Source organism: Streptomyces sp. RLB3-17, from assembly GCF_007113425.2.
In the GTDB taxonomy this organism is placed as follows: Bacteria; Actinomycetota; Actinomycetes; order Streptomycetales; family Streptomycetaceae; genus Streptomyces; species Streptomyces mirabilis_D.
This window is the reverse complement of the sequence record NZ_CP041610.2, coordinates 5,996,861-6,022,335: the sequence shown is the minus strand read 5'-3', so window position 1 is coordinate 6,022,335 and position 25,475 is coordinate 5,996,861. Positions and strand designations below refer to the sequence as shown.

24 protein-coding genes are annotated in these 25,475 nt (G+C 73.2%); 15 read left to right on the top strand and 9 right to left on the bottom strand.

The window, feature by feature from the left end:
• Positions 1 to 25: 25 nt before the first annotated feature.
• Positions 26 to 796, bottom strand: a complete 771-nt coding sequence (locus FNV62_RS27350; RefSeq protein WP_097285532.1) for a response regulator transcription factor — start codon at positions 794 to 796, stop codon at positions 26 to 28.
• Positions 797 to 899: 103 nt separating this feature from the next.
• Between FNV62_RS27350 and FNV62_RS27345 the strand changes: the two genes are divergently transcribed.
• From FNV62_RS27345 to FNV62_RS27335, 3 genes are read left to right on the top strand one after another with little or no spacing between them, the layout of a single operon-like run.
• Positions 900 to 1,721 carry a glycosyltransferase family 2 protein gene (locus FNV62_RS27345; protein WP_375336767.1) on the top strand — a complete coding sequence of 274 codons (822 nt, stop codon included), beginning with the start codon at positions 900 to 902 and terminating at the stop codon, positions 1,719 to 1,721.
• Entirely contained in the window at positions 1,718 to 2,338 is a 621-nt protein-coding gene (locus tag FNV62_RS27340) for a DUF2064 domain-containing protein (RefSeq protein WP_097285531.1), read from the top strand. The genes FNV62_RS27345 and FNV62_RS27340 overlap by 4 nt, the downstream gene beginning before the upstream one ends.
• Positions 2,335 to 3,186, top strand: coding sequence for a class I SAM-dependent methyltransferase (locus FNV62_RS27335; RefSeq protein ID WP_143627388.1), 852 nt, complete (start codon positions 2,335 to 2,337; stop codon positions 3,184 to 3,186). The genes FNV62_RS27340 and FNV62_RS27335 overlap by 4 nt, the downstream gene beginning before the upstream one ends.
• A 382-nt stretch (positions 3,187 to 3,568) precedes the next feature.
• Here FNV62_RS27335 and FNV62_RS27330 read toward each other — a convergent pair whose 3' ends face one another.
• Entirely contained in the window at positions 3,569 to 4,813 is a 1,245-nt protein-coding gene (locus FNV62_RS27330; RefSeq protein ID WP_097285529.1) for a molybdopterin-dependent oxidoreductase, read from the bottom strand.
• Positions 4,814 to 5,016: 203 nt separating this feature from the next.
• On the opposite strand from FNV62_RS27330, the gene FNV62_RS27325 reads away from it, so the two are divergent.
• From FNV62_RS27325 to FNV62_RS27315, 3 genes are all read left to right on the top strand, one after another.
• Positions 5,017 to 6,336, top strand: coding sequence for a hypothetical protein (locus FNV62_RS27325; protein ID WP_143652116.1), 1,320 nt, complete (start codon positions 5,017 to 5,019; stop codon positions 6,334 to 6,336).
• 77 nt (positions 6,337 to 6,413) lie between these two features.
• The gene (locus FNV62_RS27320) at positions 6,414 to 6,887 is read left to right on the top strand and encodes a GNAT family N-acetyltransferase (protein ID WP_143627386.1); all 474 of its coding nucleotides are present in this window, start codon (positions 6,414 to 6,416) and stop codon (positions 6,885 to 6,887) included.
• 172 nt (positions 6,888 to 7,059) lie between these two features.
• Entirely contained in the window at positions 7,060 to 7,620 is a 561-nt protein-coding gene (locus tag FNV62_RS27315) for a hypothetical protein (protein WP_143627384.1), read from the top strand.
• A gap of 25 nt (positions 7,621 to 7,645) precedes the next feature.
• On the opposite strand, the gene FNV62_RS27310 is transcribed toward FNV62_RS27315, so the two are convergent.
• On the bottom strand, positions 7,646 to 8,458 hold the full coding sequence (locus tag FNV62_RS27310; RefSeq protein WP_143602367.1) for a L,D-transpeptidase family protein: 813 nt from the start codon (positions 8,456 to 8,458) through the stop codon (positions 7,646 to 7,648).
• A 401-nt stretch (positions 8,459 to 8,859) separates the two neighbouring features.
• Between FNV62_RS27310 and FNV62_RS27305 the strand changes: the two genes are divergently transcribed.
• Positions 8,860 to 9,750, top strand: a complete 891-nt coding sequence (locus FNV62_RS27305; RefSeq protein WP_144315681.1) for a Cof-type HAD-IIB family hydrolase — start codon at positions 8,860 to 8,862, stop codon at positions 9,748 to 9,750.
• 10 nt (positions 9,751 to 9,760) lie between these two features.
• Here the strand turns inward: FNV62_RS27305 and FNV62_RS27300 are convergent, their stop codons facing one another.
• Positions 9,761 to 10,267 carry a hypothetical protein gene (locus tag FNV62_RS27300; RefSeq protein ID WP_225900392.1) on the bottom strand — a complete coding sequence of 169 codons (507 nt, stop codon included), beginning with the start codon at positions 10,265 to 10,267 and terminating at the stop codon, positions 9,761 to 9,763.
• Positions 10,268 to 10,712: 445 nt separating this feature from the next.
• Between FNV62_RS27300 and FNV62_RS27295 the strand changes: the two genes are divergently transcribed.
• The 3 genes from FNV62_RS27295 to FNV62_RS27285 all read left to right on the top strand — a co-directional run bounded on the left by FNV62_RS27295 (position 10,713) and on the right by FNV62_RS27285 (position 12,522).
• A complete protein-coding gene (locus FNV62_RS27295) occupies positions 10,713 to 11,285 on the top strand; it encodes a SigE family RNA polymerase sigma factor (protein WP_225900391.1) in 573 nt (190 codons plus the stop codon).
• Between the two features lie 68 nt (positions 11,286 to 11,353).
• Positions 11,354 to 11,788, top strand: coding sequence for a hypothetical protein (locus FNV62_RS27290; protein WP_225900390.1), 435 nt, complete (start codon positions 11,354 to 11,356; stop codon positions 11,786 to 11,788).
• Positions 11,789 to 11,985: 197 nt separating this feature from the next.
• On the top strand, positions 11,986 to 12,522 hold the full coding sequence (locus FNV62_RS27285) for a universal stress protein (protein WP_054231260.1): 537 nt from the start codon (positions 11,986 to 11,988) through the stop codon (positions 12,520 to 12,522).
• 53 nt (positions 12,523 to 12,575) lie between these two features.
• On the opposite strand, the gene FNV62_RS27280 is transcribed toward FNV62_RS27285, so the two are convergent.
• Together FNV62_RS27280 and FNV62_RS27275 are read right to left on the bottom strand one after the other, a co-directional pair.
• Positions 12,576 to 14,108: a serine/threonine-protein kinase gene (locus tag FNV62_RS27280; protein ID WP_143627381.1), complete on the bottom strand. Its 1,533-nt coding sequence runs from the start codon at positions 14,106 to 14,108 to the stop codon at positions 12,576 to 12,578.
• 107 nt (positions 14,109 to 14,215) lie between these two features.
• Positions 14,216 to 15,712, bottom strand: coding sequence for a lipase/acyltransferase domain-containing protein (locus tag FNV62_RS27275; protein WP_143608760.1), 1,497 nt, complete (start codon positions 15,710 to 15,712; stop codon positions 14,216 to 14,218).
• 106 nt (positions 15,713 to 15,818) lie between these two features.
• Between FNV62_RS27275 and FNV62_RS27270 the strand changes: the two genes are divergently transcribed.
• The 5 genes from FNV62_RS27270 (at position 15,819) to FNV62_RS27250 (ending at position 22,543) form a co-directional block, all read left to right on the top strand.
• A complete protein-coding gene (locus tag FNV62_RS27270; protein WP_225900389.1) occupies positions 15,819 to 17,894 on the top strand; it encodes an ATP-binding protein in 2,076 nt (691 codons plus the stop codon).
• Entirely contained in the window at positions 17,891 to 20,365 is a 2,475-nt protein-coding gene (locus FNV62_RS27265) for a WD40 repeat domain-containing protein (RefSeq protein WP_144315680.1), read from the top strand. The genes FNV62_RS27270 and FNV62_RS27265 overlap by 4 nt, the downstream gene beginning before the upstream one ends.
• A gap of 241 nt (positions 20,366 to 20,606) precedes the next feature.
• Positions 20,607 to 21,314: an RES domain-containing protein gene (locus FNV62_RS27260; protein ID WP_097285521.1), complete on the top strand. Its 708-nt coding sequence runs from the start codon at positions 20,607 to 20,609 to the stop codon at positions 21,312 to 21,314.
• 358 nt (positions 21,315 to 21,672) lie between these two features.
• Positions 21,673 to 22,092 carry a hypothetical protein gene (locus FNV62_RS27255; RefSeq protein WP_054234135.1) on the top strand — a complete coding sequence of 140 codons (420 nt, stop codon included), beginning with the start codon at positions 21,673 to 21,675 and terminating at the stop codon, positions 22,090 to 22,092.
• A gap of 55 nt (positions 22,093 to 22,147) precedes the next feature.
• Positions 22,148 to 22,543: a TOBE domain-containing protein gene (locus tag FNV62_RS27250; protein WP_054234136.1), complete on the top strand. Its 396-nt coding sequence runs from the start codon at positions 22,148 to 22,150 to the stop codon at positions 22,541 to 22,543.
• Between the two features lie 59 nt (positions 22,544 to 22,602).
• Here the strand turns inward: FNV62_RS27250 and FNV62_RS27245 are convergent, their stop codons facing one another.
• The 3 genes from FNV62_RS27245 to FNV62_RS27235 form a co-directional block, all read right to left on the bottom strand.
• Positions 22,603 to 23,772 carry an NAD-dependent formate dehydrogenase gene (locus FNV62_RS27245; RefSeq protein ID WP_143627375.1) on the bottom strand — a complete coding sequence of 390 codons (1,170 nt, stop codon included), beginning with the start codon at positions 23,770 to 23,772 and terminating at the stop codon, positions 22,603 to 22,605.
• A gap of 133 nt (positions 23,773 to 23,905) precedes the next feature.
• Positions 23,906 to 24,838 carry a LysR family transcriptional regulator gene (locus FNV62_RS27240; protein ID WP_054234137.1) on the bottom strand — a complete coding sequence of 311 codons (933 nt, stop codon included), beginning with the start codon at positions 24,836 to 24,838 and terminating at the stop codon, positions 23,906 to 23,908.
• Between the two features lie 63 nt (positions 24,839 to 24,901).
• Positions 24,902 to 25,378 (bottom strand): molybdopterin-dependent oxidoreductase, encoded by a 477-nt coding sequence (locus FNV62_RS27235; RefSeq protein WP_054234138.1) that lies wholly within the window; start codon positions 25,376 to 25,378, stop codon positions 24,902 to 24,904.
• Between the last annotated feature and the right edge of the window lie 97 nt (positions 25,379 to 25,475).

Genomic DNA, 25,475 nt, shown 5'->3' with positions numbered 1-25,475 from the left:
GTCACGGAGTGCATGGCGTGCATGGTCAGACCGCCTCTTCGTGGGGCGTCGGGGCCTCGTGGGGCGTGGGCTCCTCGAAGCGGTAACCGACCCCCCAGACCGTCTGGATCAGCCGCGGTCTGCCCGGATCCTCCTCGACCTTGCCCCGCAGCCGGCGCACGTGGACCGTGACCGTCGACAGGTCGCCGAAGTCCCAGCCCCACACCTCGCGCATCAGGTCCTCGCGGCTGTACGCCCGGCCGGGATTGCGGAGGAAGAACGCGAGCAGGTCGAACTCGCGGATGGTGAGGGCGAGATCCTCGCCGTTCCTGGTGGCGCGGCGGGCGTCGGGGTCGACGGCGAGACCGGCCAGCCGGAGGGGGCGCGTGCCCGCGGCGGGGCGGCTGCGGCGCAGTACCGACTCCACCCTCAGGACCAGTTCGCGGGGGCTGAAGGGCTTGGTGACGTAGTCGTCGGCGCCCACCTCCAGGCCGAGGATCCGGTCGTCCTCGTCTCCGCGCGCGGTGAGCATGATGACCGGCACGGGCCCATGGCCGCGCATCCTGCGGCACACCTCCAGGCCGTCCATCCCCGGCAGCATCAGGTCCAGCACCACCAGGTCGGGCCAGTGCGCGGCGGCCCGGGCGAGCGCGGCGGGTCCGTCCGCGGCCCGGTCCACGACGTACCCGGCGCGGTCGAGGTAGCCGGAGACCACCTCGGCGACGGTGGGGTCGTCGTCGACGACGAGGATGCGGACGCTCGGCCCGGACCCGCCCTGGGCAGGTCCGGTACCTGCGGATTCGTACGGCTGCTGCATGAATCCAGCGTCCCACCGGCCGCACCCGCCTGCCGCGATCCCGCCGCGACGTCCGCGTTTCGTAAGGACCCGAAGTCCGATATATCCCTTTCGCGTTCGTAGGGTGAAAGCCGTGACGACCTCTCCCCAACCCGAGCCGGACAAGGCCCCGGACACGGACCCGGCGCCCGTCGACGCGGTCCTCCCCTGTCCGGTCGACGTGATCCTCCCCTGTCTGAACGAGGCCGAGGCCCTGCCCTGGGTCCTCGCCCGCGTCCCCGCCGGGTGGCGCGCGCTGGTCGTGGACAACGGCTCCACGGACGGCTCGGCGGAGCTGGCCCGCGGCCTCGGCGCGACCGTCGTGCACGAGACGCGCCGCGGGTTCGGCGCCGCCTGCCACGCCGGTCTGCGAGCCGCCACCGCCGACATCGTGTGCTTCTGCGACTGCGACGCCTCGCTGGACCCGGCCCGGCTCCTGCCCTTCGTCAGCGAGGTCCGGGACGGCGAGGCCGACCTCGTGCTCGGGCGGCGCCGCCCACAGGGCCCGGGCGCCTGGCCCGCGCACGCCCGGGCCGGCAACCTCGCCCTCGCCCGGATGCTCCGCCGCCGCACCGGACTGCGCCTGCACGACCTCGGTCCCCTGCGTGCCGCCCGCCGCGAACCGCTGCTCGCCCTCGGCCTCACCGACCGCCGCAGCGGCTACCCGCTCCAGATGGTCGTGCGCGCCGCCGACGCCGGCTGGCGCGTCACCGAGCACGACGTGCCGTATCTGCCGCGCACCGGCACCTCCAAGGTCACCGGCACCTGGCGCGGCACCTGGCAGGCGGTACGGGACATGCGCCGCGTCCTCGCCGAGCCGCCCGCGCCGTCCCACCACGCCCACCCCGCCCTCACCCCTTCCCTCGCCTCCACGGATTCCCGTTCCCAGGGAGGAACCAGCCAGTGACGACGCTCCTCGTCATCGCCAAGGAACCGCGACCCGGCCGGGTCAAGACCCGCCTCACCCCGCCGTTCACGCCCCGGGAGGCGGCGCTGCTCGCCGAGGCGTCTCTCGTGGACACCCTGCGCACGGTGGCGGCGACCCCGGCACGGCGCCGGGTGCTCGTGCTCGACGGAGCGGCCGGCGACTGGCTGCCGGCCGGCTTCGACGTCGTACCGCAGTGCGCGGGCGGCCTCGACGAACGGCTGGCCGCCGCCTTCGCGGGCTGCGCCGGGCCCGCCCTGCTCATCGGCATGGACACCCCGCAGGTGACGCCCGCGCTCCTCACCGTGGACTTCGCCGACTGCGACGCGTACTTCGGCCCGGCCGAGGACGGCGGCTTCTGGGCCCTCGGGCTCGCCGCCCCCGATCCGGAGCTGCTGCGGGGCGTGCCGATGTCGACGCCCACGACGGGTGCGGTGCAGCGGGAGCGGCTCGTCGCCGCCGGGCTGCGCGTGCGCGACCTGCCCCGCCTCCGGGACGTCGACACGGCCACCGACGCGGAGGCGGTCGCCGCCCTCGCACCGCCCGGCAGCCGCTTCGCCGCCGAGCTCGGACGTCTGCGGACGGCCACCGGGCGATGAGCACCGCGCACGGGACGACGACACCACCGGGGGTGCCCGGCCCGCGCCCCTGGTCCGCCGACCCCTACTCGGACGCCCTGGTCACCGGCCGGGGCCCGCTCTTCCTCCGACGGACCGACGGCTGGCTGCTGCCCCTGGAGGTGGAGCGCTGGTGCGCACGGGCCGACGCGGTGGACCTGACGGTGCTCGCGCGCTGCGAGGGGACCGTGCTCGACGTGGGCTGCGGGCCGGGGCGGCTCGTCGCCGAACTCGCCGCCCGGGGCCGGCCCGCGCTCGGCATCGACGTCAGCGAGGCGGCCGTCGCGCACACCGCCCGGCTCGGCGGGCAGGCCCTGCGGCGCTCCGTCTTCGAGCCGCTCCCCGGCGAGGGCCGGTGGGACACCGCGCTCCTCCTCGACGGCAATGTCGGCATCGGCGGCGACCCGGCCGCGCTGCTCCACCGGATGGCCCAACTCCTCACCCCCCGTGGACTGTTGATCGTCGAGACCCTCGCGGACGTGGACGTCGACGAACGGGTCAGCGTCCGCATCGTCCGGGTCGCCGACCCCCGGAGCACGGCGGGACCGGCCTTCCCGTGGGCCCGCCTCGGCACCCCGGCGCTGCTCCGGCACGCGGCACGCGCGGGCTGGCACCGGGAGGGTCAGTGGTCGGCCGGGGGCCGCTCGTTCGTCGCCCTGCGCAACCGCGACGGGCGCGACGGCCCGGACGACCGCGACGACCGCGATGACCGGGACGAGCGGAACAGCCGCAGTACGAGCAGCGCCGCCGAGCCCCCGAACAGCACCGCGGTGATCAACAGCCAGCGGGCCAGGAAGCCGTCGCCCGAGAGCCCGGTGGCCAACCGGTAGTGCTCCGCCATCTGCCCGCTGATCAGCGGAAACCACATCAGCAGCAGAAGCGCCGAGAACGCGGCCGGGAACCGGACGTAGAGCGTCCACTCCCGGCGGCCGACCGCGCCAAGACCCCTCGCCACGGCCCGGTCCGCCCCCGCGTACAGCGGAACGAGCACCAGGTCGTGGAGGACCGCCGCGCCCACGAACCACAGCGCCACCCCGAACCAGTCCCCGGCGAGCAGCCGCACCCCCGCGTATGCGGCGAGCGCGAACGAACAGGCCAGCAGCAGGATCTGCAGCGGACTGCCCAGGACGGGCTTCCCGAAAGGCCACCGCATCGCAGGTCGCCACATCTCAGGTCGTCGCTTCTCAGTCCGTCGCTTCTCAGGTCGACGCATCACAGTTCTCCGAACGTCATCCGGGCCACCCACTTGGTGTTGAGCACGCCGGGCGCCGCGGGGACGATGATCCGCGCGGGATAGCCGTGGTCGGGGGTCAGGTCCTCCCCGTTGGCGAACAGGGCCAGCAGGGAACGCGGGTCGCGCACCTGGTTGTAGCGCAGGGCCGCGTGCCGGAAGGCCCCGTGCCGCTGCAACGACTCCACCAGCACATCGGGCGCCGTGCCCTCCTCGTATCCCACGAGCGCCGCGAGGTCCCGCAGTCGCACCCCCCGCCACCACTGGTCGGAGGTCGACCAGCCCTCCACGCAGGCGATGGGCAACGCGGCGCTGTGGAGCGGGAGTTTCAGCAGCTCGTCCCGGCTCAGCCGGACCGTGCGCCCGCGCCCCTCGACGACCAGCCGCCATGTCTCCCCGGACGTCTCGCGCATGTCGATGCCGACCGCCTCGGCCGTCTTGTTGATCTGGAAGCCGCCGGGTCCGCTGCCCGGTTCGGGGCCGCCGTGCGGCACGAGCACGGCCGTCTCCCGCAGCGGCTCGTCGAAGTTGCGGCCCACCGTCGTGGCGAACAGCACCAGCGATCCCCCGCCCACGAACCCGAGGGCGCCGCGCCGCGAGACGGTGGGCGGGTCGGGATCCGGCGCCACCAACTCGTCCTCCGTTGGGGGGCCTTGCTCCTCATCGCGGAGATGACGCAGATTGCGCAGCGCCATGGGCACCCGCAGCACGGCGTGTACCACGAACGCGGCGAAGAACACCCAGGCCCCGTAGAAGTGCAGCGGGTAGAAGGAGCCCGGGAAGATGTAGTCGAGCTGGACGTTCAGCACACCCGTCGTGAACTCGAACAGCGCGCCCCCGACCAGCAGGAGCAGCGAGATGCGCTCCAGCCCGTGCGCGAGCGACCGCACCGGCGGCAGCGTGAACAGCTTCGGCACGACCGACCACAGCTTCGCCAGCAGTACGGGGATCAGCGTGATCCCGAGCGTGACGTGGACGCCCTGGTTGAGGCGGTACAGCCAGGGCGGGTTCGTCGGCCAGGAGAAGAGATAGAAGCCGAGCAGCCCCTTGTCCGGGGTCATGTCGTTCACCGGTGACAGGTTCGGGTTGTAGGCGGCGTACGACACGAGACCCGTCACGAACAGCACGGTGATGCCGCCGAGCAGGACGACGCCGAGCACCGAGGTGAACCAGGGGCCACGCAGTGGGCTGCGCCAGAACGCGGGGGAGGAGGGAGACCGTGGCATGCCCCGACCGTAGGACCGCGACACCCCCCGAACGGGTCCGCGAACCATGACGAAACTCTGACATCCACTCCTGCGGCGTCTCCGGCGGCCGGTACGCGGCCTAGCGTGCGGATGTGAACCGCGATCTTCCCCAGGCCCTTCCCCCGGAGCTCGACCGGCGCCAGGACCGACGCCACGACCGGCGCCGCGATCCGCTCCTCGACCTGGCCGCCGTCCTGGCCGCCGTCCTGCTCGTCACGGCGGCGGCGCTGGTCGGCACGTCGATCGAACGCCGCCACCACTCGCTCTTCGTCCGTTGGCCTCCCCTGTTCGCCCAGTGGGAGCCGCACCTCGGCCCCGGCACCCCGGCCGCGCTCGCCGTGGCCGTCGCGGTCGTCGCGTACGGGCCGCTCCTCGCCACGCGGCTGCCGTGGCGGGCGCTGCTGTGGGCGTCCTGGGGCACCGCCGCCGCCTGGACGTTCTCCCTCGCGCTGGTCGACGGGTGGCAGCGGGGGATCGCCGGGCGGCTGACGGCCACGAACGAGTACCTCACGGTCATCGACCGCTTCCACGACATCCCCGCCACCCTGCGGGACTTCACCCACCACATCGTGAGTCACTCTCCCGCCCCCTGGCCCGCGCACATCGCAGGTCACCCGCCGGGGGCCACCGTCACCTTCGTGCTCCTCGACCGGGTCGGGCTGGCCGGCGGCGGCTGGGCGGGCGTCTGGTGCATCGTGGCCGGGGCGGCGGCGCCGGCCGCGGTCCTGGTCGCCGTACGGGCGCTGGCCGCGGAGGAGCTCGCCCGCCGCGCCGCACCCTTCCTGGTCCTCGCCCCGGCCGCCGTGTGGGTGGGCGCCTCCGCGGACGGCTACTTCGCCGCGGTCGCCGCCTGGGCCGTCGCCCTCCTCGCCCTCGCGGTCACCGGACCCCGGCCCCGGACGACGGGCCTGGCCGCCGGGCTCCTCCTCGGCCTCACCGCGTACCTCTCGTACGGCCTGACGCTGTTCGCCGTGATCGCCGCCGCCGTCCTGCTGCTCGGCTCCCGCCGACTCCGTCCCTTCCCCTACGTCCTCGCCGGACTGGCCGTCGTCCCCCTCCTGTTCACGTTGCTCGGCTTCAACTGGTGGGAGGCGTACCACCTGTTGGTCACCCGCTACTACGAAGGGGTCGGCGGCGTACGGCCGTACGGCTACTGGGTCTGGGCGAACCTCGCCTGTACGGCACTGATCGTGGGCCCGGCGACGGTGGCGGGCCTGCGCCGAACGGTCACGACGGCCGTACGCGAAGGCCCCCGCGCCCTCCGCCGCCCGCACGCTCTCTCCCCCGAGCCCCGCCTCGCCCTCCTCGCGCTCGCCGCCCTGCTCGCCCTCCTGGCCGCCGACCTCTCCGGCATGAGCAAGGCGGAGACGGAACGGATCTGGCTGCCGTTCGCGATGTGGCTCCTGCCGACCTGCGCGTTCCTGCCCCGCCCCCGCGCCTGGCTCACCGCCCAGGCCACCCTGGCCCTGCTCCTCAACCACCTGCTGCTGACCGGCTGGTGACCGGCCGGGAGCGGGGGCGTCAAGGCCCTGATCAATTCAGCTGCGACCCACGGACCGGGCGTCATAGCCTCCCCCGCATGACCGACCACCCCCTCGTCCCCGACGACTTCGCCGTCCCCACCGAGCTGATCACCCCGCACTTCCGTCTGGAACCCCTGGGGCCTCAGCACAACGCCTCCGACCACACCGCCTGGTCCAGCAGCGTCGAACACATCCGTGCGACCCCGGGCTTCGAGGACGGGGAATGGCCCCCCACGGACGGAATGACCCTGGAGGCGAACCTCGCCGATCTGCGACGCCACGCGGACGACTTCGCTCGCAGACGCGGATTCACGTACACCGTCCTCGACACCGTGAGGGGCGAGGTGATCGGCTGCGTCTACATCTATCCCTCCCGCGACCACGCCCACGACACCGACGTGAGCTCCTGGGTCCGAGCGGACAGGGTCCACCTGGACGCGCCCCTGCACGAGGCGGTCACGGCCTGGCTGACCGCCGACTGGCCCCTCGACACCTTCACCTACCGGCCTCGCCCCCGTCGACTCCCCTGACAGCCGAACGGCGGCGGGCCGGGGCGGTCGGGGCGCATCGGGGGAAAGGTGCTGTTCAGTGCCGTACCGGGGAGGGAGCGGGGGGCTCGGCGGGGGCGTGGGGCGGGTTGCGGCGGGGGGTCGTGGATCTCACGGTGGGCCCAAGCAGAAGCAGCCGTCGAAAGGACCACGAATGCGTGCCCTCATGTCCCGATCCCGAATATCCCGGTCCCACGGAGTCCTCCTACCGCCCCCGGGCGGCGCCGCGCCGGTCCGCGGCCCGGTCGGCAGGGCCGACCACGACGCCGTGTTCCACCCGCTGCTGGACGTACTGTCCGCCGTCGCCGAACGGGGCGGCCGTCTCGACGCGGCCGAGGCCGCCGGTTTCACGCGCGCCCTGGAGACGGCGAACGCTTCTCTCGAGCGGCGGCTGAAGGAGCGGGCCTCCGCCACGTCCGCCGCCTCCGCCACGTCCGCCGCCTCCGCCGCCCCCGTCGTCACCGGCGTCGCCGATCGGGCCGGGGTCGCGGGCGCTGATCCGGTCGCGGTGGCGGTCGCCGATCCGGTCGCGGATCTCCTCGCCCAGCTCCAGTCGACGGTCGACGGGCTGGTCAAGGCCCTGACGGGGGCGCTGGGCACGGTGACCGGCCTGCTGTCGCCGGTGGTCGGGGTGGTCACGGGCCTCCTCGGCGGCGGACCGTCCGGGCTTCCGGCCCTGCCCACCGCGGGAAGTCCGGCGCCGCCCTCGCGCTGACAGGCGCCCCGGAGCCGGAGGGACGTCAGCGGGCGAGGGACTTGGCGTCGCCCATGACGATCACCGGGTGCCGGGCGGGATCCAGCGTGCGCATCAGTTCCTTCAGGTGCTCCTGGGCCAGGCTCACACAGCCGTGCGTGGGGCCCCCGTGGTCGACGTGCAGCCAGATGCCGCCGCCCTTGCCCGCGCCGAGCGGGCGGGTCCAGTCGAGGGGTGAAGTGCCCGGCTCGTGGTTGTAGTTGATGGCGACGACGTAGTCGAAGGAGCCGGCCAGCGACTCCCCCTCGAAGCCCGTACCCGCGATGGTGAACCCGACCGACCGGTCGTAGGGCAGCTTGGTACCGGGGTCGGGCCGGAGTCCGCCCGCGTCGGTGAGGGTGAACACGCCGATGGGCGAGCGGAGATCACCGGCGTGATGGTCGTCCGTCCAGCCCTTGAGGGCGTTGTGGGCCGGCCAGGTCGCTCCCCGCTCCCAGCCCGCGCCCGTACGCCGGTACAGCACCACCTGGGACACCGGGGAGTCCTTGCCCCGGCCGGTGACCAGGACGACCTGCCGCGCGTTCCCGGGTATCCCGGCCAGCGTCTCGGGGCCGACACCCGGCAGCCGCGCCGGTACGACCGGCGCGGCGGACTCCGCGCCGTCCGGTGCGGGCCGCCCGGGCCTGGCCTGCGTCGTACCGGAGGCTCCGGTCGACTCCCGGGCGCCGCCCACCGATGCGGCGTGGGTGCTCCCGCATCCGGCGAGCGTGACGGACAGGACGACCAGGGCCCCGGCGACGGTCAACGGCGTACGGAGACGCCGTCGGGGGGAGGCCGGGCGACGGGTGAAGGAAGCCATGATCGTCAGCCTGGGGGTGACTTGTGAGGAACCGGTCAGCTCCGCCCGGCGGACCACTTCGGCTTCGGTGGCTGACGCCGGGGTGAGCCCGAAGCGAGCACCGGTGTGCCCGGAATGAGCCTTTTGTTAAGGCAAGGGCCCCTGCTCATGTCCCCCGGGTAGGGTGACGGAAATGGAGATCCGCCAAGCGACGGCCGACGCCGCCCCGCCCGACACGACCCCGGTCCGTAAGCCGTGACCGGCCGGATCGTGCTGAACACGACGGGCCCGGCCGCGGACTCATGCCGCTCGGCGGGCCCATCGGGGGCCACCCCTCCCTGCCGGAACCCGTACGGGACGCCGTGAACACACCGGCTCCGCTGCCGTCCGTCGCCCCCGCAACCCCCGCCACAGGAAAGAACATGCCCCTTTCTCACGCCGCGACCGCCGCCGCCACGACCACCCCCCTGGCCGTCACCCCGCCGCAGCCCCCGGAGGGAGCCGCCGACATCCGGCTCATCGTCACCGACATAGACGGCACGCTCCTGGACGACGCCAAGCGCATACCCGACGGCTTGTGGTCGCTCCTGGCGGAGCTGCGCCGACGGGACGTGCTCTTCTGCCCGGCGAGCGGCCGTCAGTACGCCACCCTGGCCAAGGAGTTCGCCGACGCGGGGCAGGGCATGGTGTTCATCGCCGAGAACGGCACCTACGTCGTACGGGACGGCGTGGAGCTCAGCTCCGACCCGCTGGACCCGTCCGTCGCCGCGCGCATCGTCACCACGACACGGGGGCTGCGGGCCGAGGGCGTCGACGTCGGCGCGGTGGTCTGCGGCAAGCGGTCCGCGTACGTCGAACGGACCGACGAAGCGTTCCTGGCCGAGGCCCGGCAGTACTACACCCGGCTCCAGCCCGTCCCCGACGCGACCGCCGTCGACGACGAGATCCTCAAGGTCGCCCTCTTCGACTTCGGACCCGTGGAGCGGACCACCGCCCCGGCCCTGCGGCCCTTCACCTCGACCCACCAGGTCGTCGTCTCCGGCGCACACTGGGTCGACATCATGAACGTCACCGCCGACAAGGGCGCCGCCGTACGCCGCCTCCAGGACGACCTGGGCATCACACCCGCCCAGACGATGGTGTTCGGCGACTACCTCAACGACCTCGAAATGCTCGACACCGCCGAGTGGTCCTTCGCCATGGCCAACGCCCACCCCGCCATCATCGACCGGGCCCGCCACCTCGCCCCGTCCAACAACGAGAACGGCGTCCTCCGCACGATCACCCGCCTGCTCCACCTGCCGCCCATGTGACCGCGGCCGATCAGCCCTCCAACACCCGCCGCGCACCGACCTCGCTGGGATACTCGCGGACGGTGAACGCGGCGAGCACCCAGCCGACGGCGTACGCGAGCAGGGCCGGCAGGACGGGCGCCGCGACAGGGAAGAGGATGCGGCCGGCGAGGGCGAGCCCCGTGGAGCGGCGGGTCCGGTCACGTTTGCGGCCGCGGGCCTCGCTGGGGGTCGGCGGGTCCAGGAGGTCCCTGCGCTGCACCACCCACCCCCAGACCAGGGCCACGCAGGACACGACCACCTGCGCCCAGTCCCACACCATGCGCACGCCCGACGGCAGGTCGCCGCGGAACGACTGGTAGAGCACGAGCGCGATGTAGCAGGCGAAGCCCAGCACGGCGAACCAGAGGACGGCCCCGGAGACACGGCGCAGCCAGTAGCGCACACCACGCTCGTACCAGGTGGTACCGAGCCCCGGCAGGGACGGGATGCGGGCGGGGGCTCCGAGTGGCGGAGAACCAGACGATTTTGTGGTCACGCCGAGGATCCGTGCTCCCGCGACCAGCGCCGAGCGCCGACCTCGGGCGCTGCTGAGCGCGGCTCCGGGTTCGACGGACGAGGTTCCGGGGCCGGGGAATCAGCCTTGGCCGACGGCTCGGCCGGCCCGGTCTCGGCGTAGTCGGAAATGTGCGACCGTATCGGCGCCCCCACCGCCGTCACCTCTTCACTGTTCACTCTTCACCGTGGGCATGGTTCGAGCTGGACGTTTTGGCGCGCTCACCCTAACGACCGGCCCCGAGGGCAAATCCCGCTATGTCAGGCTGCCGGGCCGTGTACATGCCGAGTGCATGCCTACCGCATACCGACCCCATACCGGCCGCATGCCGAACCGATACGGCCGCTGTGACCCAGCTCTCATCTCCCCCGTGCAGCAGATGAGAGGGCTGTCCCGTCGTGGAGGGGTGACAGGAAGGGAGGAGCGTGTGGATCTGGCAACCGAGTGGAAGCTGGGCGCCGAGCGTGGCGGGACCGAGTCGCTGGACATGGACTTTCCCGCTTTCGTCGCCGCCCGGTCGGCCGCCCTGTTCCGTGGCGCCCTCGTCTTGACGGGGAGCCGCGAAGCCGCGGAGGACCTGCTCCAGGAGACCCTGGAACGGACCTGCCGCAAGTGGCGCGCGATCGCCGCCAAGGACGCCCCCGACGCCTATGTGCGGCGGATCATGGTGAACCTGGCGAACGACCGTTGGCGAAGATTCCGCCGCACCACCCCGCACCCCGACAGCGGCGGCGACCGGGCCGCTCCGGGGGACGAGTACGGGCAGATAGACAGCAGGGACCAGCTCGTTCGCGCCCTTCAGCGGCTGCCGATGCGTATGCGCACGGTCGTGGTCCTGCGGTACTTCCACGATCTGTCGGACGCGGAGATCGCGGCCGATCTGAAGATCTCGACGAGTACCGTACGGTCCCAGCTCGCTCGTGGGATCGAGAAGCTGAGAAGCCAGTTCCCCGCGCTCCCCGGCCCTTCATCGCAGCGGCCCACGGAAGGAAACCGATGACTTCACACGATGCACGGTCTTCCGGCCGCACCGGTTACACACCCTTCGAAGAGGAACTGGTGAACGCCATGAACGAATTCGCGAACTCCGCCGACGCGCCGTCCGTCGACACCGTCGGCATCGTGCGCAAGACCCGCCGCAAGCGCGTCACGGCCATCGCGGGTCTCGCCGCCGCCCTGATCGTGGCCGGCGGCGGCACCGCCCTGGCCACCGCCGTCACCAACGGATCCAGCCCCGCGAAGCCCGCCGCCGCGACCACCTCGGCCGGCAACGACGCCACCAACGTGCTGCTGAAGGGCAGTAAGTTCCCGCTGGAGTTCGCGGGCCTCGACGTGGACTTCGCCAAGCAACTGCTGCTCAAGGGCCAGCTCAAGCTCGGCACGGTCAGCAAGGTGGACTGCGGCAAGAACGGCAAGCCGGGCTCGGTCCACTCGGTCGACCCGCACAGCCCGAAGACCGTGTCCATCGGCGCCACCATCAACCTGACCCTCTGCGCAGGCTGATCCAAGACACCTCAACCGCCCCCGCCCCGGCCGTCGCGAGCTCCGACGACCGGGGCGGACGACAGAGGTGTGTGCCGAAGTGTCATGAACGGTCGGAACCTCGTCAGGTGAACGCCAACCCCCTGGCCCGCCGCACTCCCCCCGCGTTCGATGGAACGCGATACCCGTGTCGACGTACGCCGAGGGGTGAGCGAGCGATGGGCGAGGGAGAGCGGCGGCGGGTCGTCGTGGGGGTGAGCGGTTCGCCGGGGAGTCTGGCGGCGCTGCACCGGGGCGCGTTCGAGGCGCGCCGCACCGGTGCCGTGCTGCTGGCCGTGGGTGCCTGGGAACCGCCGCGCGGCGCGCTCGCGCACCCGAGTTCGATGCTCGCGCCGCCGATGACCGAGTTCCGGCAGATGGCGGACGACCGGCTGCTCACGGCCCTTGACACGGCCTTCGGCGCCGACGGGCCCGGAGTGCCGTGCCGGGGGTTGGTCGTGTGGGACCGGCCGGGGCGCGCCCTGGTGCGGACCGCCGACCGGATCGGCGACCTCCTGGTGATCGGCGGCGGGCGACGCGGCCGGATGCGCCGGGCGCTGTTCCCGTCCGTCGCGCGCTACTGCCTCGCGCACGCCGCCTGCCCGGTACTGGCCGTGCCGCGCTCACCCCTGCACCGCGAACTCGCCTCCGTACGCCGCCGGGTCAGCCTGCGCCTGCCGCTCGACGCCAGTGAACTGACGGACGGCAGGTCCTGAACCGCCGTACTGACCGCTGTCCCGATCTGCCGCTCCAGCCCCGCCGTCCGGACTCAGCCGACCCGGAAGCCCGCCGAGACCGTGTCGAAGACCGGGCGAAAGCTGTCCCACTTGAGGTCCGGAGCCGAGAGGTAGATGTCGTACTCCCGGCCGCCCTCCTGCCCGAAGCCCAGGTCGATGGCGCGGAACGCCCGGACCCGGCCCTTGAAGGTGAACTCCCACACGGCCGCGGGCTTCTCCTGGAACGTGGTGCGCTGCATGCGCAGTTTCCGGTACGAGGAGGGGTAGTTGAGCTTGGTGTTCGCCTCGATGTTCGTGAAGTGCGACTCGGGGTTCGCGCCCGCCGGCTCGACCATGCCGATCGTGAGGTCCACGAGACGGGTTTCGTCGACGTAGGTGACCTGTTCGGCCGACGCCTTGCCGCGCTTCCAGCCGTCCGGGACCGGGAAGGAGACGCCCAGCTTCTTCTCCGTGACCAGGTGGTAGCCCGCGGGAACGGCCGGGGGCGCGGAGGTGGAAGCGGCGGCTTTGTGATGGGTGCCGCCGCTCTTGCCGTCCCGGGTCATCGACCACCCGCCCGCCACCGTCGCGGCCGCAAGCACCACGGCCAGCGCGCTCCAGACGGCCACGCGGCGCCCACGGGGCCGGGGCGGCGCGTCTTCCCGCGCCGGTGCCACCGTCGTCGCGGTCGGCGGAGACTGCGCCGGTGCCGGTATCGGCGCCGGTATCGGTGCCGGTACCGGACGCGTAGGCGTCAGCTGCGTCGGTACCCCCGACACCACTTCCCTCAGAACCCGCTCCACCTCCTCCGCCGACGGCCGCTCCTGCGGTTCCTTCGCGAGCAGCGCGTCGATGAGGGGTTCCAGCGGCCCGGCCTGCTTCATGGGCTCGACCGGGTCGACGGCGATGGCGTACGCCGTCTCCACGGCCGTGGCCTTGCGGAACGGGGGCCGCCCCTCGACGGACTGGTAGAGGGTCGCCCCGAGCGCCCACAGGTCCGCGGCGGGTCCGGGCTTCTTGCCCCGCATCCGTTCGGGCGCGATGTAGTCGATCGAGCCGATGATCTCGCCGGTCCTGGTCAGCGTCGAGGTGCCGGTCGCCATGGCGATGCCGAAGTCGGTGAGGACGACGCGGCCGTCGGCGCCGAGCAGGACGTTGCCCGGCTTGACGTCACGGTGCAGCACCCCGGCGGCGTGCGCGGCCCGCAGCGCGGCGACCATGCCGAGGCCGATCCGGGCGGCCTCGGTGGGCGGCACCGCGCCGCCGTCCGCGAGCAGGGCGGCGAGGGTCGTGGAGGGCACGTACTCCATGACGATGCAGGGCAGCCCCTCGTCGTCCACCACGTCGTGCACGACGACCACGTGGGGATGGGCGATACGGGCGGCGCTGCGCGCCTCGCGGCGGGTGCGTTCGTGGAGGGTGGCGAGCTCGTCGTCGGTCAGGTGCCGCTGGACGTGCAGCCGCTTGACCGCGACCTCACGGCTGAGGACCTCGTCCTCGGCACGCCACACCGTGCCCATGCCGCCACGGCCGATCTGTTCGATCAGCCGGTAGCGCCCGGCGACCAGCCGCCCCTCGTCCGCCACCGCGTGCCCCTCGCCGTTCTTTCCTGACCGCTCGCTCCGGACCGGTTCGAACCATTGCGCGTTCGATTCGTGTCGACACCATAGTCGGCGCAGGTTGCGGGGGAGTCTCAGGCGTCGTCCCGCTCGTCCGGGGCCGCGAGGACGAGTTGGGTCAGCGGAGTGGGGTCGCCCGTGTCCAGGGTGACCCGGTAGAGGCCGGGCGCGGGCACGGTGAGACGGGCCGCGAGGTGGTCGTCGTCGCCGTACAGCCGGGCGGGTCCGGCGAAGGCCCCGCCGACCTCCTCGACCGCGCAGTCCAGCCCCGCGGGACTGTCGACGCCGCGCACCCGGACCGTCCAGGGCGTGCCCGGCGCGACGAGGTCCGGGACCTCGATGCCGACCCGTGCCCCGGCCTGCGGGGGACCGAGGTGCTCGTCCTCCTCCAGGAACGAGGTCACCGCCTCCAACGCGGCCTCCCCCTGGGCCAGCGCACCGTGCTGCAGCGCGAGGGGCACGGTGGCGCGGTTCAAGGGAGAGGCGGCGGACTCCTTGTGTACGGTGCCGTCGCCGCCCACGTCGAAGCGGCGCGGGGCGCCCGTCTCGTCGCGCATCAGCTCGCCGTCGCTGTGCTCGCGGTAGCAGTGCTCGGAGGCGGTCACGACACCCTGACGGAGGGTCAGGGACTGGAGGGTGGGCTGGCTGATGCCCACCAGCGCCCGGTGCCCCGGCAGCGCCCGCCCGCGCAGGGTGTCGTGCAGGGTCTGGGAGTCGACGGCCAGATCCTTGTCGCCGCCCAGGTCGGCGATGTCCGTGGGGCTCAGCCGGCGGATGTTCAGGCCCTCGTCGAGACAGGGGAACGTCGGGAGCAGGTCGTGCAGGCCCGGCATGGTGTACGCGAGTCTCCTGAGCCTGCCGTGCGGCAGCGGAACCGGCGCTCCCTGCCCGGTGTTGAGGATCGCGGCGGCGGCCACCGCCCCCTGGAAGGGCGTACCGAGGGTGAGCACCCCACGGGTGTCCGCCGCGAGGTCGCCGTCGGGGCCGTCGGTGAGAGCGGCGAGGGTGAGCAGTCCGCCCATGGAGTGCGCGACGAAGACGAGCCGACCCTCCCGTTCGTCGACCCGGTGCTTGCGGGCGAGCGCGTGCGCGGGGTGCCGCCGCCACCGTTCCAGGTGTTCGCGCGCCGCCTCGGCGAGGAACCGGGCGTTCGTGGCGACGGACAGCCGCCAGTCGTAGGCGAAGGGCAGCACGGCCTCCGGGTCGGCCACGCTCCGGGTGACGGTCGCGACCAGGTCGTTGTAGGGCTCGATGCCGCGCAGGAACGGGCTCCAGGCGGGGGTACGCAGCAGGCGCCGGGCCCGGATGCGGCCGAGGCGGCCCTCGCGTTCGTCGGGCGTGAGGCGCAGGGCGCGTAAGCCCTGGGGCGCCGTCCACGCCTTCAGCAGCCATCCGGCGTTCGCGAGGCCCCAGACGACGTCGCCGGACTCGGTGTCGTACAACTCGCTCCCCATGATGCCGGGAACGACGACGACGGCGTCCTGCGTCGTGTTCGGGGAGAGGCCGGGGAGGCTGTAGGGCCGCTCGTCCAGGCGGCGGCCTGCGGTATTGGGCTGCGACGGGTCGGTCATGGCGGGAAGAATAGAGAGCATGCGAGGGCGGGCGGGGGGGCTTGTCAGGATCGGGGAGCCGGGGGACGCCGGCGATACGGGGAGGGCCACGGCGGGCCGTGCGTCGGTGGGCACCGTGGAGGAGGACTCCGCGCGGCGCACTCTGTTGACCGTCGCCGTCCGTGACTACGGCGACGGGGACGCGGAGTTCACCGCCGGCATCGACGAACAGCTCTCCGTCGTGGCCGACTGGTGGTGCGCTCCGGGGGCACCGGAGCCCTTCACCCACGTCCCCGCGCCGGAGCTGCGCGAGCGCTACGACGTGGAGCGCTTCCTGCACGAGAGCGAGGTTCGCGAGACGCCCGGCCGCGCCCTGGTGGTCTTCATCACGGGACACGGCCAACTGGGCGCCTCCCGCACCCACTTCCTCCAGCTGCCGAGGACCGAACCCCGGCGCCAGCTGGCCACGGCCATCCGCACCAGCGAGATCGTCGCCGCCGCCCTCGACTCCCGCGCCGAACACGTACTGGTCGTCATCAACACGTGCTACGCGGCCGGGATCGCCGAGGAGCTGGAGAAGCTGCACCAGGAGATCCTGCCGAGCCGGCGCACCGGCGGCAGCCTGGACGTCGTCGCCACCTGCGCCCACGACCAGCTGGTCCAGGTACGGCAGTTCCCCTCGGTGATGCGCCGTGTGCTGGAGCGGCTGCGCACCACCGCCCAGATCACCACGCCCTGGCTGAGCGTCGCCCACCTGATGACGGAGTTCGAGAGCGAACTCGGCACCGACACCGAGCGGCGCAAGCACCGGCTCAAGCGGGTCCTGGACGGCGGCGGCCAGACGGCCCTGACGCCCTGTCTGCCGAACCCCGGCTACCGGCCCGTAAGGGAACTGGTGGGGCCCGCGCGCCGCCAGGTCGCCACCCCGGCCGACGAGGTCGACCACTGGCTCGACCGCGCGAGCGGCCGCCCCCAGGAGACCGACCCCGGCTGGTACTTCAGCGGTCGCGAGGGACTGGGCCGCGCCGTCACCGCGTTCCTCGGCCGTCCTCGCGGTGTCCTGCTGCTGACCGGAACCGCCGGCAGCGGCAAGTCGGCCGTGCTGGCGCGGGCCGTGACGCTCAGCGACCCGCTGTTCCGCGACGACCCGCGCCACGGCCGCGCGCTGCGCTCGGCCGCGCCCGAGACCGTCCCGCCCGAGGGCTCCGTCACCGCCGCCGTACTGGCCCGCCACCGCACCGCCTCCGACGTGCTCGGCGACCTGCTGCGCGCCCTGGAACTGCCCCCGCGCCCGGCCGGGCCGACCGACGACCCGGTGGAACTGCGCCGCGCCCAGCTGCTGGCCCATCTGGACGAGCCGGGCGATCCGGTCACGCTCGTCCTCGACGGGCTGGACGAGTCCGTCGAACCCTTCCGCGTGGTCAGGGACGTCCTCGCCCCGCTCACCGCCCACTGCGGCGCCGCCCCCGCCCTGCCCGGCCAGCGCCGCCCGGAGCGGCAGCGGTCCCTGCGGCTGCTGATCGGCGTACGCAGCAGCCGTCCCCGTGCGGACCGCGCCGCCCCTCCCGGCCCCGCGGGGCGGGCGGCGGGGCTGCTCGGCGCGCTCCGGGAGGTCTTTCCCACGGCGTCCGTGCTGCGTACCGACGAGACGGACAGCGAGAGCGACATCGCCGACTACGTCCAGGCGCTGGTCGGCGCCGAGACGCCCGGCGGCGACAGCACCCGGCAGGCGGCCGAGACCGTCGCCAAGCGGGTCTGGCCGTCCTTCCTGGACGCCCGGCTGGCCGGCGAGCAGCTGCACCACGCGTCCGACCCCGACGCGCTGGCGGGCAACCCCGACTGGCTCGACCTGTTGCAGGCGGGCACCATCGGTCTGCTCCGGCGCGATCTGGCGCTCGTCGAGGACGAGGGGCTGCCCGCGGAGGTCGCCCTCGCGCTGCTGCGGGCCGCCGCGTTCGCGCTGGGCGCGGGCATCCCCTGGTCGGACGTGTGGCCTGCCGTCGCCGGGGCGCTGCTCGGACGGCCGGTCGAGGAGCCGGACCGGATGATCGAGAACCTGCTGAAGAGCAGGCTCGCCGGATACCTGGCCCACGACGACGAGGACGACCGGCTGGTGTACCGGCCGGCCCACGAAGCCCTGGCCGAGCTCCTGCGGGATCCCCGCCAGGACCTGCTGGCCGGCGTCGGGGGCGACGCCGTATGAGCGACGCGGACAGCCCGTTCCGCGCGCCCCGTCCGGGCCGCCCCGACACGGGCGACTCGAGGACGTGGGCCGACGACGCGAAGGCGTGGGCCGACACCAGGGACGCGCACCGGCTCATCGCCGAGGCGCTGGCCCGGCTCGTCGCCGCGGACCCGACGATCCCGCCGCACCCGTATCTCAGCCGCCACCTGGCCCATCACGCGGCTCGGGGCGAGGTCCTCGACGACGCCCATGTACCGCTCGCCGTACTGCCCTGGGAGTCCAGCGCGAACGTGCGCACACTGCTGCGGCAGAGCGACGCGGTGAGCGCCGTGCGACGGCAGGAGTGGCTGGAGGCGTGGGCCCGCATCGAGCCCTTCATCGGCGGCGCCGGTCCGGACTCCCGGCTGACGAGTCTGCACCTGGCCCATCACGCGGCGACCCGCCCCCGCACCCCGCTCGACACGTCCGCCGCGCGGGTGTCCGGTTCGCGCGTCACCCCGCTGTGGAGCGACTGGACGGCGCGGGACAACGTACTGGCGGTCTCCGAGACCCGCCTCGAATCGCTGACCCGCACCACGACCACCGACGGCCGCTCCCTGCTGGTCAGCGGCGACGACCACGGCACGATCCGCATGTGGGAGCCGCACGGCGTACCGGCGATGGCGCCGCTGCACACGTACGGCGGCGCGGTCCAGCATCTGCTGCCGCTCCCGGGCGATCTGCTGCTCTCCGCGGGCACCGACGGTTCGGTGCGCGTCTGGCACCTCACCCGGGGCCAGCTGCTCGCCGAACCCGTCCACCGCCCCGGCACCTGGGTCAGCGCTCTCACGCTGTTCGCGGCGAAGGACGCCCCGGAGGTCGTCCTCGTCGCCCACAGCGACGGCCGTCTCGGCGCGCTGGATCCCGTCACCTTCCGGCCCGTCGACACCCCGCTGCCCTCCCTCGATCCCGCGCCGGCCCTGCTGAGCGGGGTCGGTCTGGGCGGGGCGGAGGGGATGGCGCTGGCCGTGGCCCAGGGCCGGCGGGTGCGCGTCTGGGATCCGCGGCGGCCCGACGGGTACACGTACGAGCACCAGCACGAGGGGGCGGTGCGGGCCCTGGTGGACCTCGCGGCCCCGGGGCGGTACGCGCTCTGCGACGACTCGGGGTACATCGGTTTCCGGGACGCCTCGACGGGCCGGGAGACGCCCGTCGCGCCCGCTCCGCCCGCGGGGCCCGTCGTCGCGCTGACCGCCCTGACCGTGGCGGGCCGGGCGGCGGTGGCGTCCGGGGGCAGCGACCACACCCTGCGGGTCTGGGACGCGCGGACGGGCGCGGCGATCGGCGGCCCCCTGGAAGGGCACACCGCTCCACCCGTGGCTCTGACCACCCTGCCGGGCACCTCGCAGGCCACCTCGCGGGAACTCCCCGCCCCGGCCGGGCAGGAGCTTCTCGTCCCGGCCGGGCAGGAGCTTCTCGTCTCGGCCGGCGCGGACCACACCCTGCGGCGCTGGAAACCGGGCGGCGGGGGCGGCGGCGCCGGGCGCGCGGTCCGGCGGCCCGTCACCACGGCGGCGCTGTCCGGTCCCGGGTCCACCGCCGGGGCGCCGCTGATCGCCGTGGCCGACGAGTCCGGTACGGCGCTCTGGGACACCGGGACCGGTCGCCCGGTCGCCCTCCCGGCGGGCCACGCCCCGGTGACCGCCTTCGCCTCGGCGCGCGTCCGGGGCGAACCCCTGCTGGTGACCGCGCACCGCGACGCCGGAATCCAGCTGTGGTCCCTGGAACGGGGTGCCCACGCCGCCCCCGCGCGGCTGGCCGGACTCCTCGGCCACAGCCTCCCGGTGCGGTCGATGGCCGCCTTCCCGTACGAGGGGCGGACCCTGCTGGTCACCGGGGGCGAGGACGGCACCGTACGCCTGTGGGACCTCGACCGGGTGTGTGCGCTGGCCTGCCGGGAGGACCATCTGCTCAGCGTCCGGGACGTCGCCGTGCTCGACACGGCACGGGGTCCGCGGATCGCCTCGGCGGGCACCGACGGGACCGTACGGCTCTGGGATCCGGTCACGCTGCGGCCCGCGGGGGCGCCGCTCCACTGCGAGCAGCGGGTCGTCAACGCCGTCGCCGCCGTGCCCGTCGACGAGCCGGACGGTGCCGAACTCGTCGCGTCCGGCGGGGAGGACGGCACGATCCGGCTCTGGGATCCCGGCACCGGGCGGCCGGTCGGGCGGCGGCTGGACATCGGCGACGGGCCGGTGGCCGCGCTGGCGTTCTTCCGGACCGCGACCGGCCGCCCCTGCCTCGCGGCGACGGGCCCCGGCGGAACCATCCACCTGTGGGACACCGACACCGGCTCGCACCTGCTGCGGATCGTGACGGGCAGCCCGCTCGGGGCCCTCGACGCGCTCGACGCCCGGCAGCCGGGCGGCCCGCACCCCGAGCACCCCGTCCTCCTCGCGGCCGGAGTCGCTGGCGTATGTGTGTTCGGCATCCGAATGGAGGGGCGCTGATCCGGCGCCCGCCGGGCCGCCGCATGTGGGCGTGCGCCTCCCGTGTGCCCCAGCGCCCCCCTCTCGCGCCCCCGCCACGGCGTGGAAGCGGGCATCCCGGGGCGCGCGCTACGGGAGAATGATCGCCCGCATGTACCGGCGGAACATGCGGGCGAGGGAGACGTACGGCCTCGGCCCGCCGGGCGGCGCCCCGGCAGTGCGGCAGCGGCCGCAGACCATCGGCTCAGCAACGAGGACCAGGATGAACAACAGCCCTTCGGCGGTGACCACAGCCCACTTACCGTCCCTCGTCCCCGCACCGGAACGCGGAGTGTGGCGGCTGGGCAAGAGGGACCACCCCAAGGAGTACAACCGGCTCGAACCCGAGACCAGCCAGGGCTCCAGCGCGGGCCGCTTCAGCCTCGCCACCTACGGAACGCTGTACTGCGCCAGCGATCCGGCCGGCTGTTACGCCGAGGCGCTCGCGCCCTTCCGCGTCCACCCCAAGCTGCGCGGGCTCATCGGCCACGAGTGGGACGAGCGGCCCAGCCACATGAGGCTCGGCCACCTGGCCTCGGGCTGGCGCGAGGACCACATCCTGGTCCGGCTCGAACCCGCGAAGGACGCCCAGTTCCTCGACGTCGACGCCGAGGCCACCCGGGCCGTCCTCGCGCGCGAACTCCGGGGCGAGCTGGCGGCGTGGGACATCGAGCCCCCGCTCACCGACCCGCACATCCACGGGCGCGACCGCAGGCTCGCCCGGCAGATCGCGGCCTGGACGGTCGCCCAGCGCAACGACGCGGGCCACCGGCTGGCCCAGGGCATCGCCTACCGCTCCGGATACGGCGGGCGCACCTGCTGGGCCATCTTCCACGACGTCGATCTCGTCGAGGCCGAGCGGCGCCCCATCCAGCCGGAGTCCCCCGAACTGCGCGCGGTCGCGGCGGAGTACGGCCTGCGGGTCTTCTGAACGGGGCACGCAGATCTCCTGATCGGGGCCCGTGGATCTCCTGGACGGGGGCCTTCGGGTCCGCCGAACGGCGCCCGTCCCCCGGGCGTTCGGCCGCACCCGCGTCGCCCGATCGGGCGGTGCTCCGTCCCGTACCCATCTACGGCGCCGGATAAAACCCCTGGTCAGACCCCTCACACCACTTTCGAGGTTGGATTTCACAGGGGATTGAAGGGGGGAAAACGGTGGAGTGAGAGACCCTCGCACGGGTAGACTTCCCTCAACACAACTGAGGAGACGCCATGTTGACACCCCGTCTGTCACCCCTCGCGCCATCCCGCGTCTTACCCGTTTCATGACCGCCAGGAAGCGAGGAATCATGCAGCCACTGCGAGAGTCCGCGGTCAAGACGGTCACCACGAGCGTCACCGACACGGTCACCGAGACCACCGCGCACGCCAACACGGTCCAGAAGTCGATCGCCGACATAGCGCGCTTCCTCCAGGACAACTTCGGGCAGAAACTCACCGCGTTCATCGCCGGTATCGAGGACCCGAAGCAGGTCGGCAAGTGGTCCAGCGCCCAGAACAGCCCGAGAATCGACTCCGAGCTGCGCCTGCGGGCGGCCTACCAGGTGTTCCAGATCATCGAGCTCCAGGAGAACTGCCACACGGCACGCGCCTGGATGATCGGCATGAATCCGCAGCTGGAGGACGACTCACCGCTGCAGGCCATCGCCGAGGATCGGCACAAGGACGTCATGGCGGCGGCCCGCTCGTACGTCAAGGGCGATCTCTGACGCGCCCCATGGGCTTGCTTGCATATGCAAGGATCTCGCGCCTATCTTGGCGCGCATGCAGTCCTACACCATCGGTCAGGCGGCCCGGCTGCTCGGCGTGAGCCCGGACACCGCACGTCGGTGGGCGGACGCCGGGCGGATGGCGACGCACCGGGACGAGGGCGGGCGGCGGCTGATCGACGGGCGGGATCTGGCCGCGTTCTCCGTCGAGCTCGCCAAGGGCGGCAGCGGTGAGGAGGACGCCTCCTACACCTCCGTGCGCAACGCGTTCCCGGGCATCGTCACCGCCGTGAAGCTCGGCGACGTGGCGGCCCAGGTGGAGATCCAGGCCGGACCCCACCGGCTGGTCTCCCTGCTGACTCGGGAGGCCGTGGAGGAACTCGGCCTCGAGGTCGGCATGGAGGCCACCGCCCGCGTGAAGTCGACGAACGTGCACATCGACCGCGTCTAGAGCCTGTCTTTCGCATCAGGCCCGTCGGGGGCGGCCTCGACGGCCGTCGGTCTACCCGCTCATCGGGTGACGGAGTACGAGTGCGCCCCCGTCCCCGCCAGCGCACCCCCGTCGACGATCAGGTACTCGTCCCGGATCGGGATCCCGTCGAGCCAGGACTCCAGGATCTCCCGCGTGCCCGCCGCGTAACGGGCCTGCGCGGACAGCGACGAACCCGAGATGTGCGGGGTCATGCCGTGGTGCGGCATGGTGCGCCAGGGGTGGTCGGCCGGTGCGGGCTGCGGATACCAGACGTCACCCGCGTACCCCGCCAACTGCCCCCCGCGCAGGGCCCGTTCGACGGCGTCCCGGTCGACGATCCGGGCCCGCGCCGTGTTGATCAGATAGGCGCCGCGCTTCATCGTGGCGAGCAGCTCGTCGCCGAACAGGCCCTCCGTCTCCGGATGCAGCGGCGCGTTGATGGTGACGACGTCGCAGTGCGGCGCCATCTCGGCGGCCGTGGCGTGGAAGGTCAGCCCGAGCTCCCGCTCCACCTCCGCCGGCAGCCGGTGCCGGTCCGTGTAGTGCAGCTTCACGTCGAAGGGCGCGAGGCGGCGCAGCACCGCGAGGCCGATGCGTCCGGCGGCGACCGTGCCGACGTGCATGCCCTCCAGGTCGTACGAACGGGCCACGCAGTCCGCGATGTTCCAGCCGCCGTCCAGGACGACCTGGTGGGAGGGGAGGTAGTTGCGGACGAGGGAGAGCGTCATCATCACCACGTGTTCGGCGACGCTGATGCTGTTGCAGTACGTCACCTCGGCGACCGTGACTCCGTGCGCGATGGCCGCGTCGAGGTCGACGTGGTCGGAGCCGATGCCCGCCGTGATCGCCAGCTTCAGGTTCTTCGCGGCGGCGATCCGCTCGGGGGTCAGATAGGCGGGCCAGAACGGCTGCGAGATGACGACGTCCGCGTCCGGCAGCTCCCGGTCGAAGACCGAGCCGGCGCCGCCGCGCACCTCCTTGTCGGAGGTGACGACCAGGGTGTGCCCGCGCTCCTCCAGGAAGCGGCGCAGACCGAGTTCGCCGCTCACGCTGCCGAGGAGGTGGCCGGGGGTGAAGTCGGTCGCCTTCGGGGTCGGCGTGGTCCGGCCACCGGGATAGTGGTCGATGACGGGGAGATCGTCCCGGGCGTACGTCGTGGGGTATCCGTCGGTCGGGTCGTCGTACAGCACGCAGAGCACCTTGGCCATGACGCGGCTCTCCTCAACTCCGTTGATCGCGAGCTCCGTTGAACGGACGGTGCTGTCACGATCCTCGGAGCCGATCGCGCTGGTCAAAGCGAACCTCGCTATGCCCGGATAGACGGCGGCTATCAACTCGCCCTCAACCACGCCCGCCCAGATAGGTGTGGAGCAGCGCGTCCAGCGCGTCCCTGACCCGCGCCTCCCGCGCCACCGTCAGCAGGGCCTCCGCGAGGACGGACGGAGGATCGTCCCGCGCCATGACGAGCCCCACCCTCGGCCCGTGCGCGGGCCCCTCCAACGGAACCACCCGCATCCCCTCCGGCACCCCGAACATGTGCAGCCAGGCATGGGAGATCACGCTGGACCAGCGGCCACTGGGCAGATGCGCGTACAGGCCGGCGACACTGTCCGACTCGATCGCCGGGGTCGCCTTCGCGCCGTCCGCCGCGAAGCACTCGTCGATGATCCGCCGGTTGCGCATCCGGGGACTCAGCAGGCACAGGGGCAGGGCGGCCGCGTGCGCCCAGCGGGCGGTCGTCGCCGCGCCGAGCGGACCGGCCACCGGGGTGAGGAGCACATACCGCTCCTCGTACAGCGGGAAGCGGCGTACGTGACGGAGCTCTTCGTCGTCGAGATACGTCATCGCCGCGTCGAGCTCGAACTCGGCGAGCCCCTGGGTGATCTCGGCCGACGACAGGGACTCCAGGCCGACGCGGGCCCCCGGGTGGCGTTCGCAGAACGGGGTGGTGAGGAGGGAGGCGGCGGGCAGCGCGGTGGGGACGATGCCCAGGCGCAGGGTGCCGGTCAGGCCGCCGCGCAGCGCCGACAACTCCTGGTGCAGGGCGTCGCGTTCGGCGAGGATGCGGTGCGCCCAGGCGAGGACCACCTCCCCCTCCGGGGTCAGCCCCTCGTACCGTCTGCCCCGGCGCACGATCGGCACGTCCAGCTCATGTTCGAGACGGCGGATCGCGGCGGACAACGAGGGCTGCGAGACGAAGCAGGCGGCCGCCGCGCGGGCGAAGTGCCGCTCCCTGGCCAGCGCGACCAGGTACTCCAGCTGGCGCAGCAGCATCCACGACCTCCCCGGCGGGTCAGGCTCGCAGACGCGGGTGCGTGGCGTCCATGCCCTGCCCGTCTACGTCCACGACGGGTAGCGCCCGTCCACACGGATCGCGTTGATGCCGCTGATGTGCCGGGCGCCGCAGCGGTCCTGGGGCAGCACGAGCTGGGGGCCCGCCCGGTCCAACGGGGTGTCGTCGATGCCGACCGCGAGGAGGACCGGGGCGTGCCCGAAGTCCGGGTCGATCTCGGCCCAGGTGAGGAGCGCGTGATGGCCGTCCGCCCCGGCCACCGCGATGAGGAAGCGCAGCCGGTCCTTGCGGCGGGCGGGGTCGAAGCCCGGTCCGGCGTCGTGCAGGACGTCGTGCAGCAGGGGCCCTTCGAAGCGGTGGTGCTGTACGCCGCTGGTGGCGCACTCGAAGCTGACCCGGGCCCGGTGCTGGGGCCAGGCCAACAGGTCGGGCACGGTCAGCCGGACGGGGCGGGCGAGGTCTCCGGTCAGGGCGACCGACGCGAGCGAGTGAGCGGGCGACTGAGTCGGGGACTGCCCCACTGGGCACCACCTCCCGATTGTCCGTACCCAGGAGGCGGTCCCGTACAAACGCACATGCGTACACCCAGGCAACGATCGTGCAGCTCATGCGATGTGA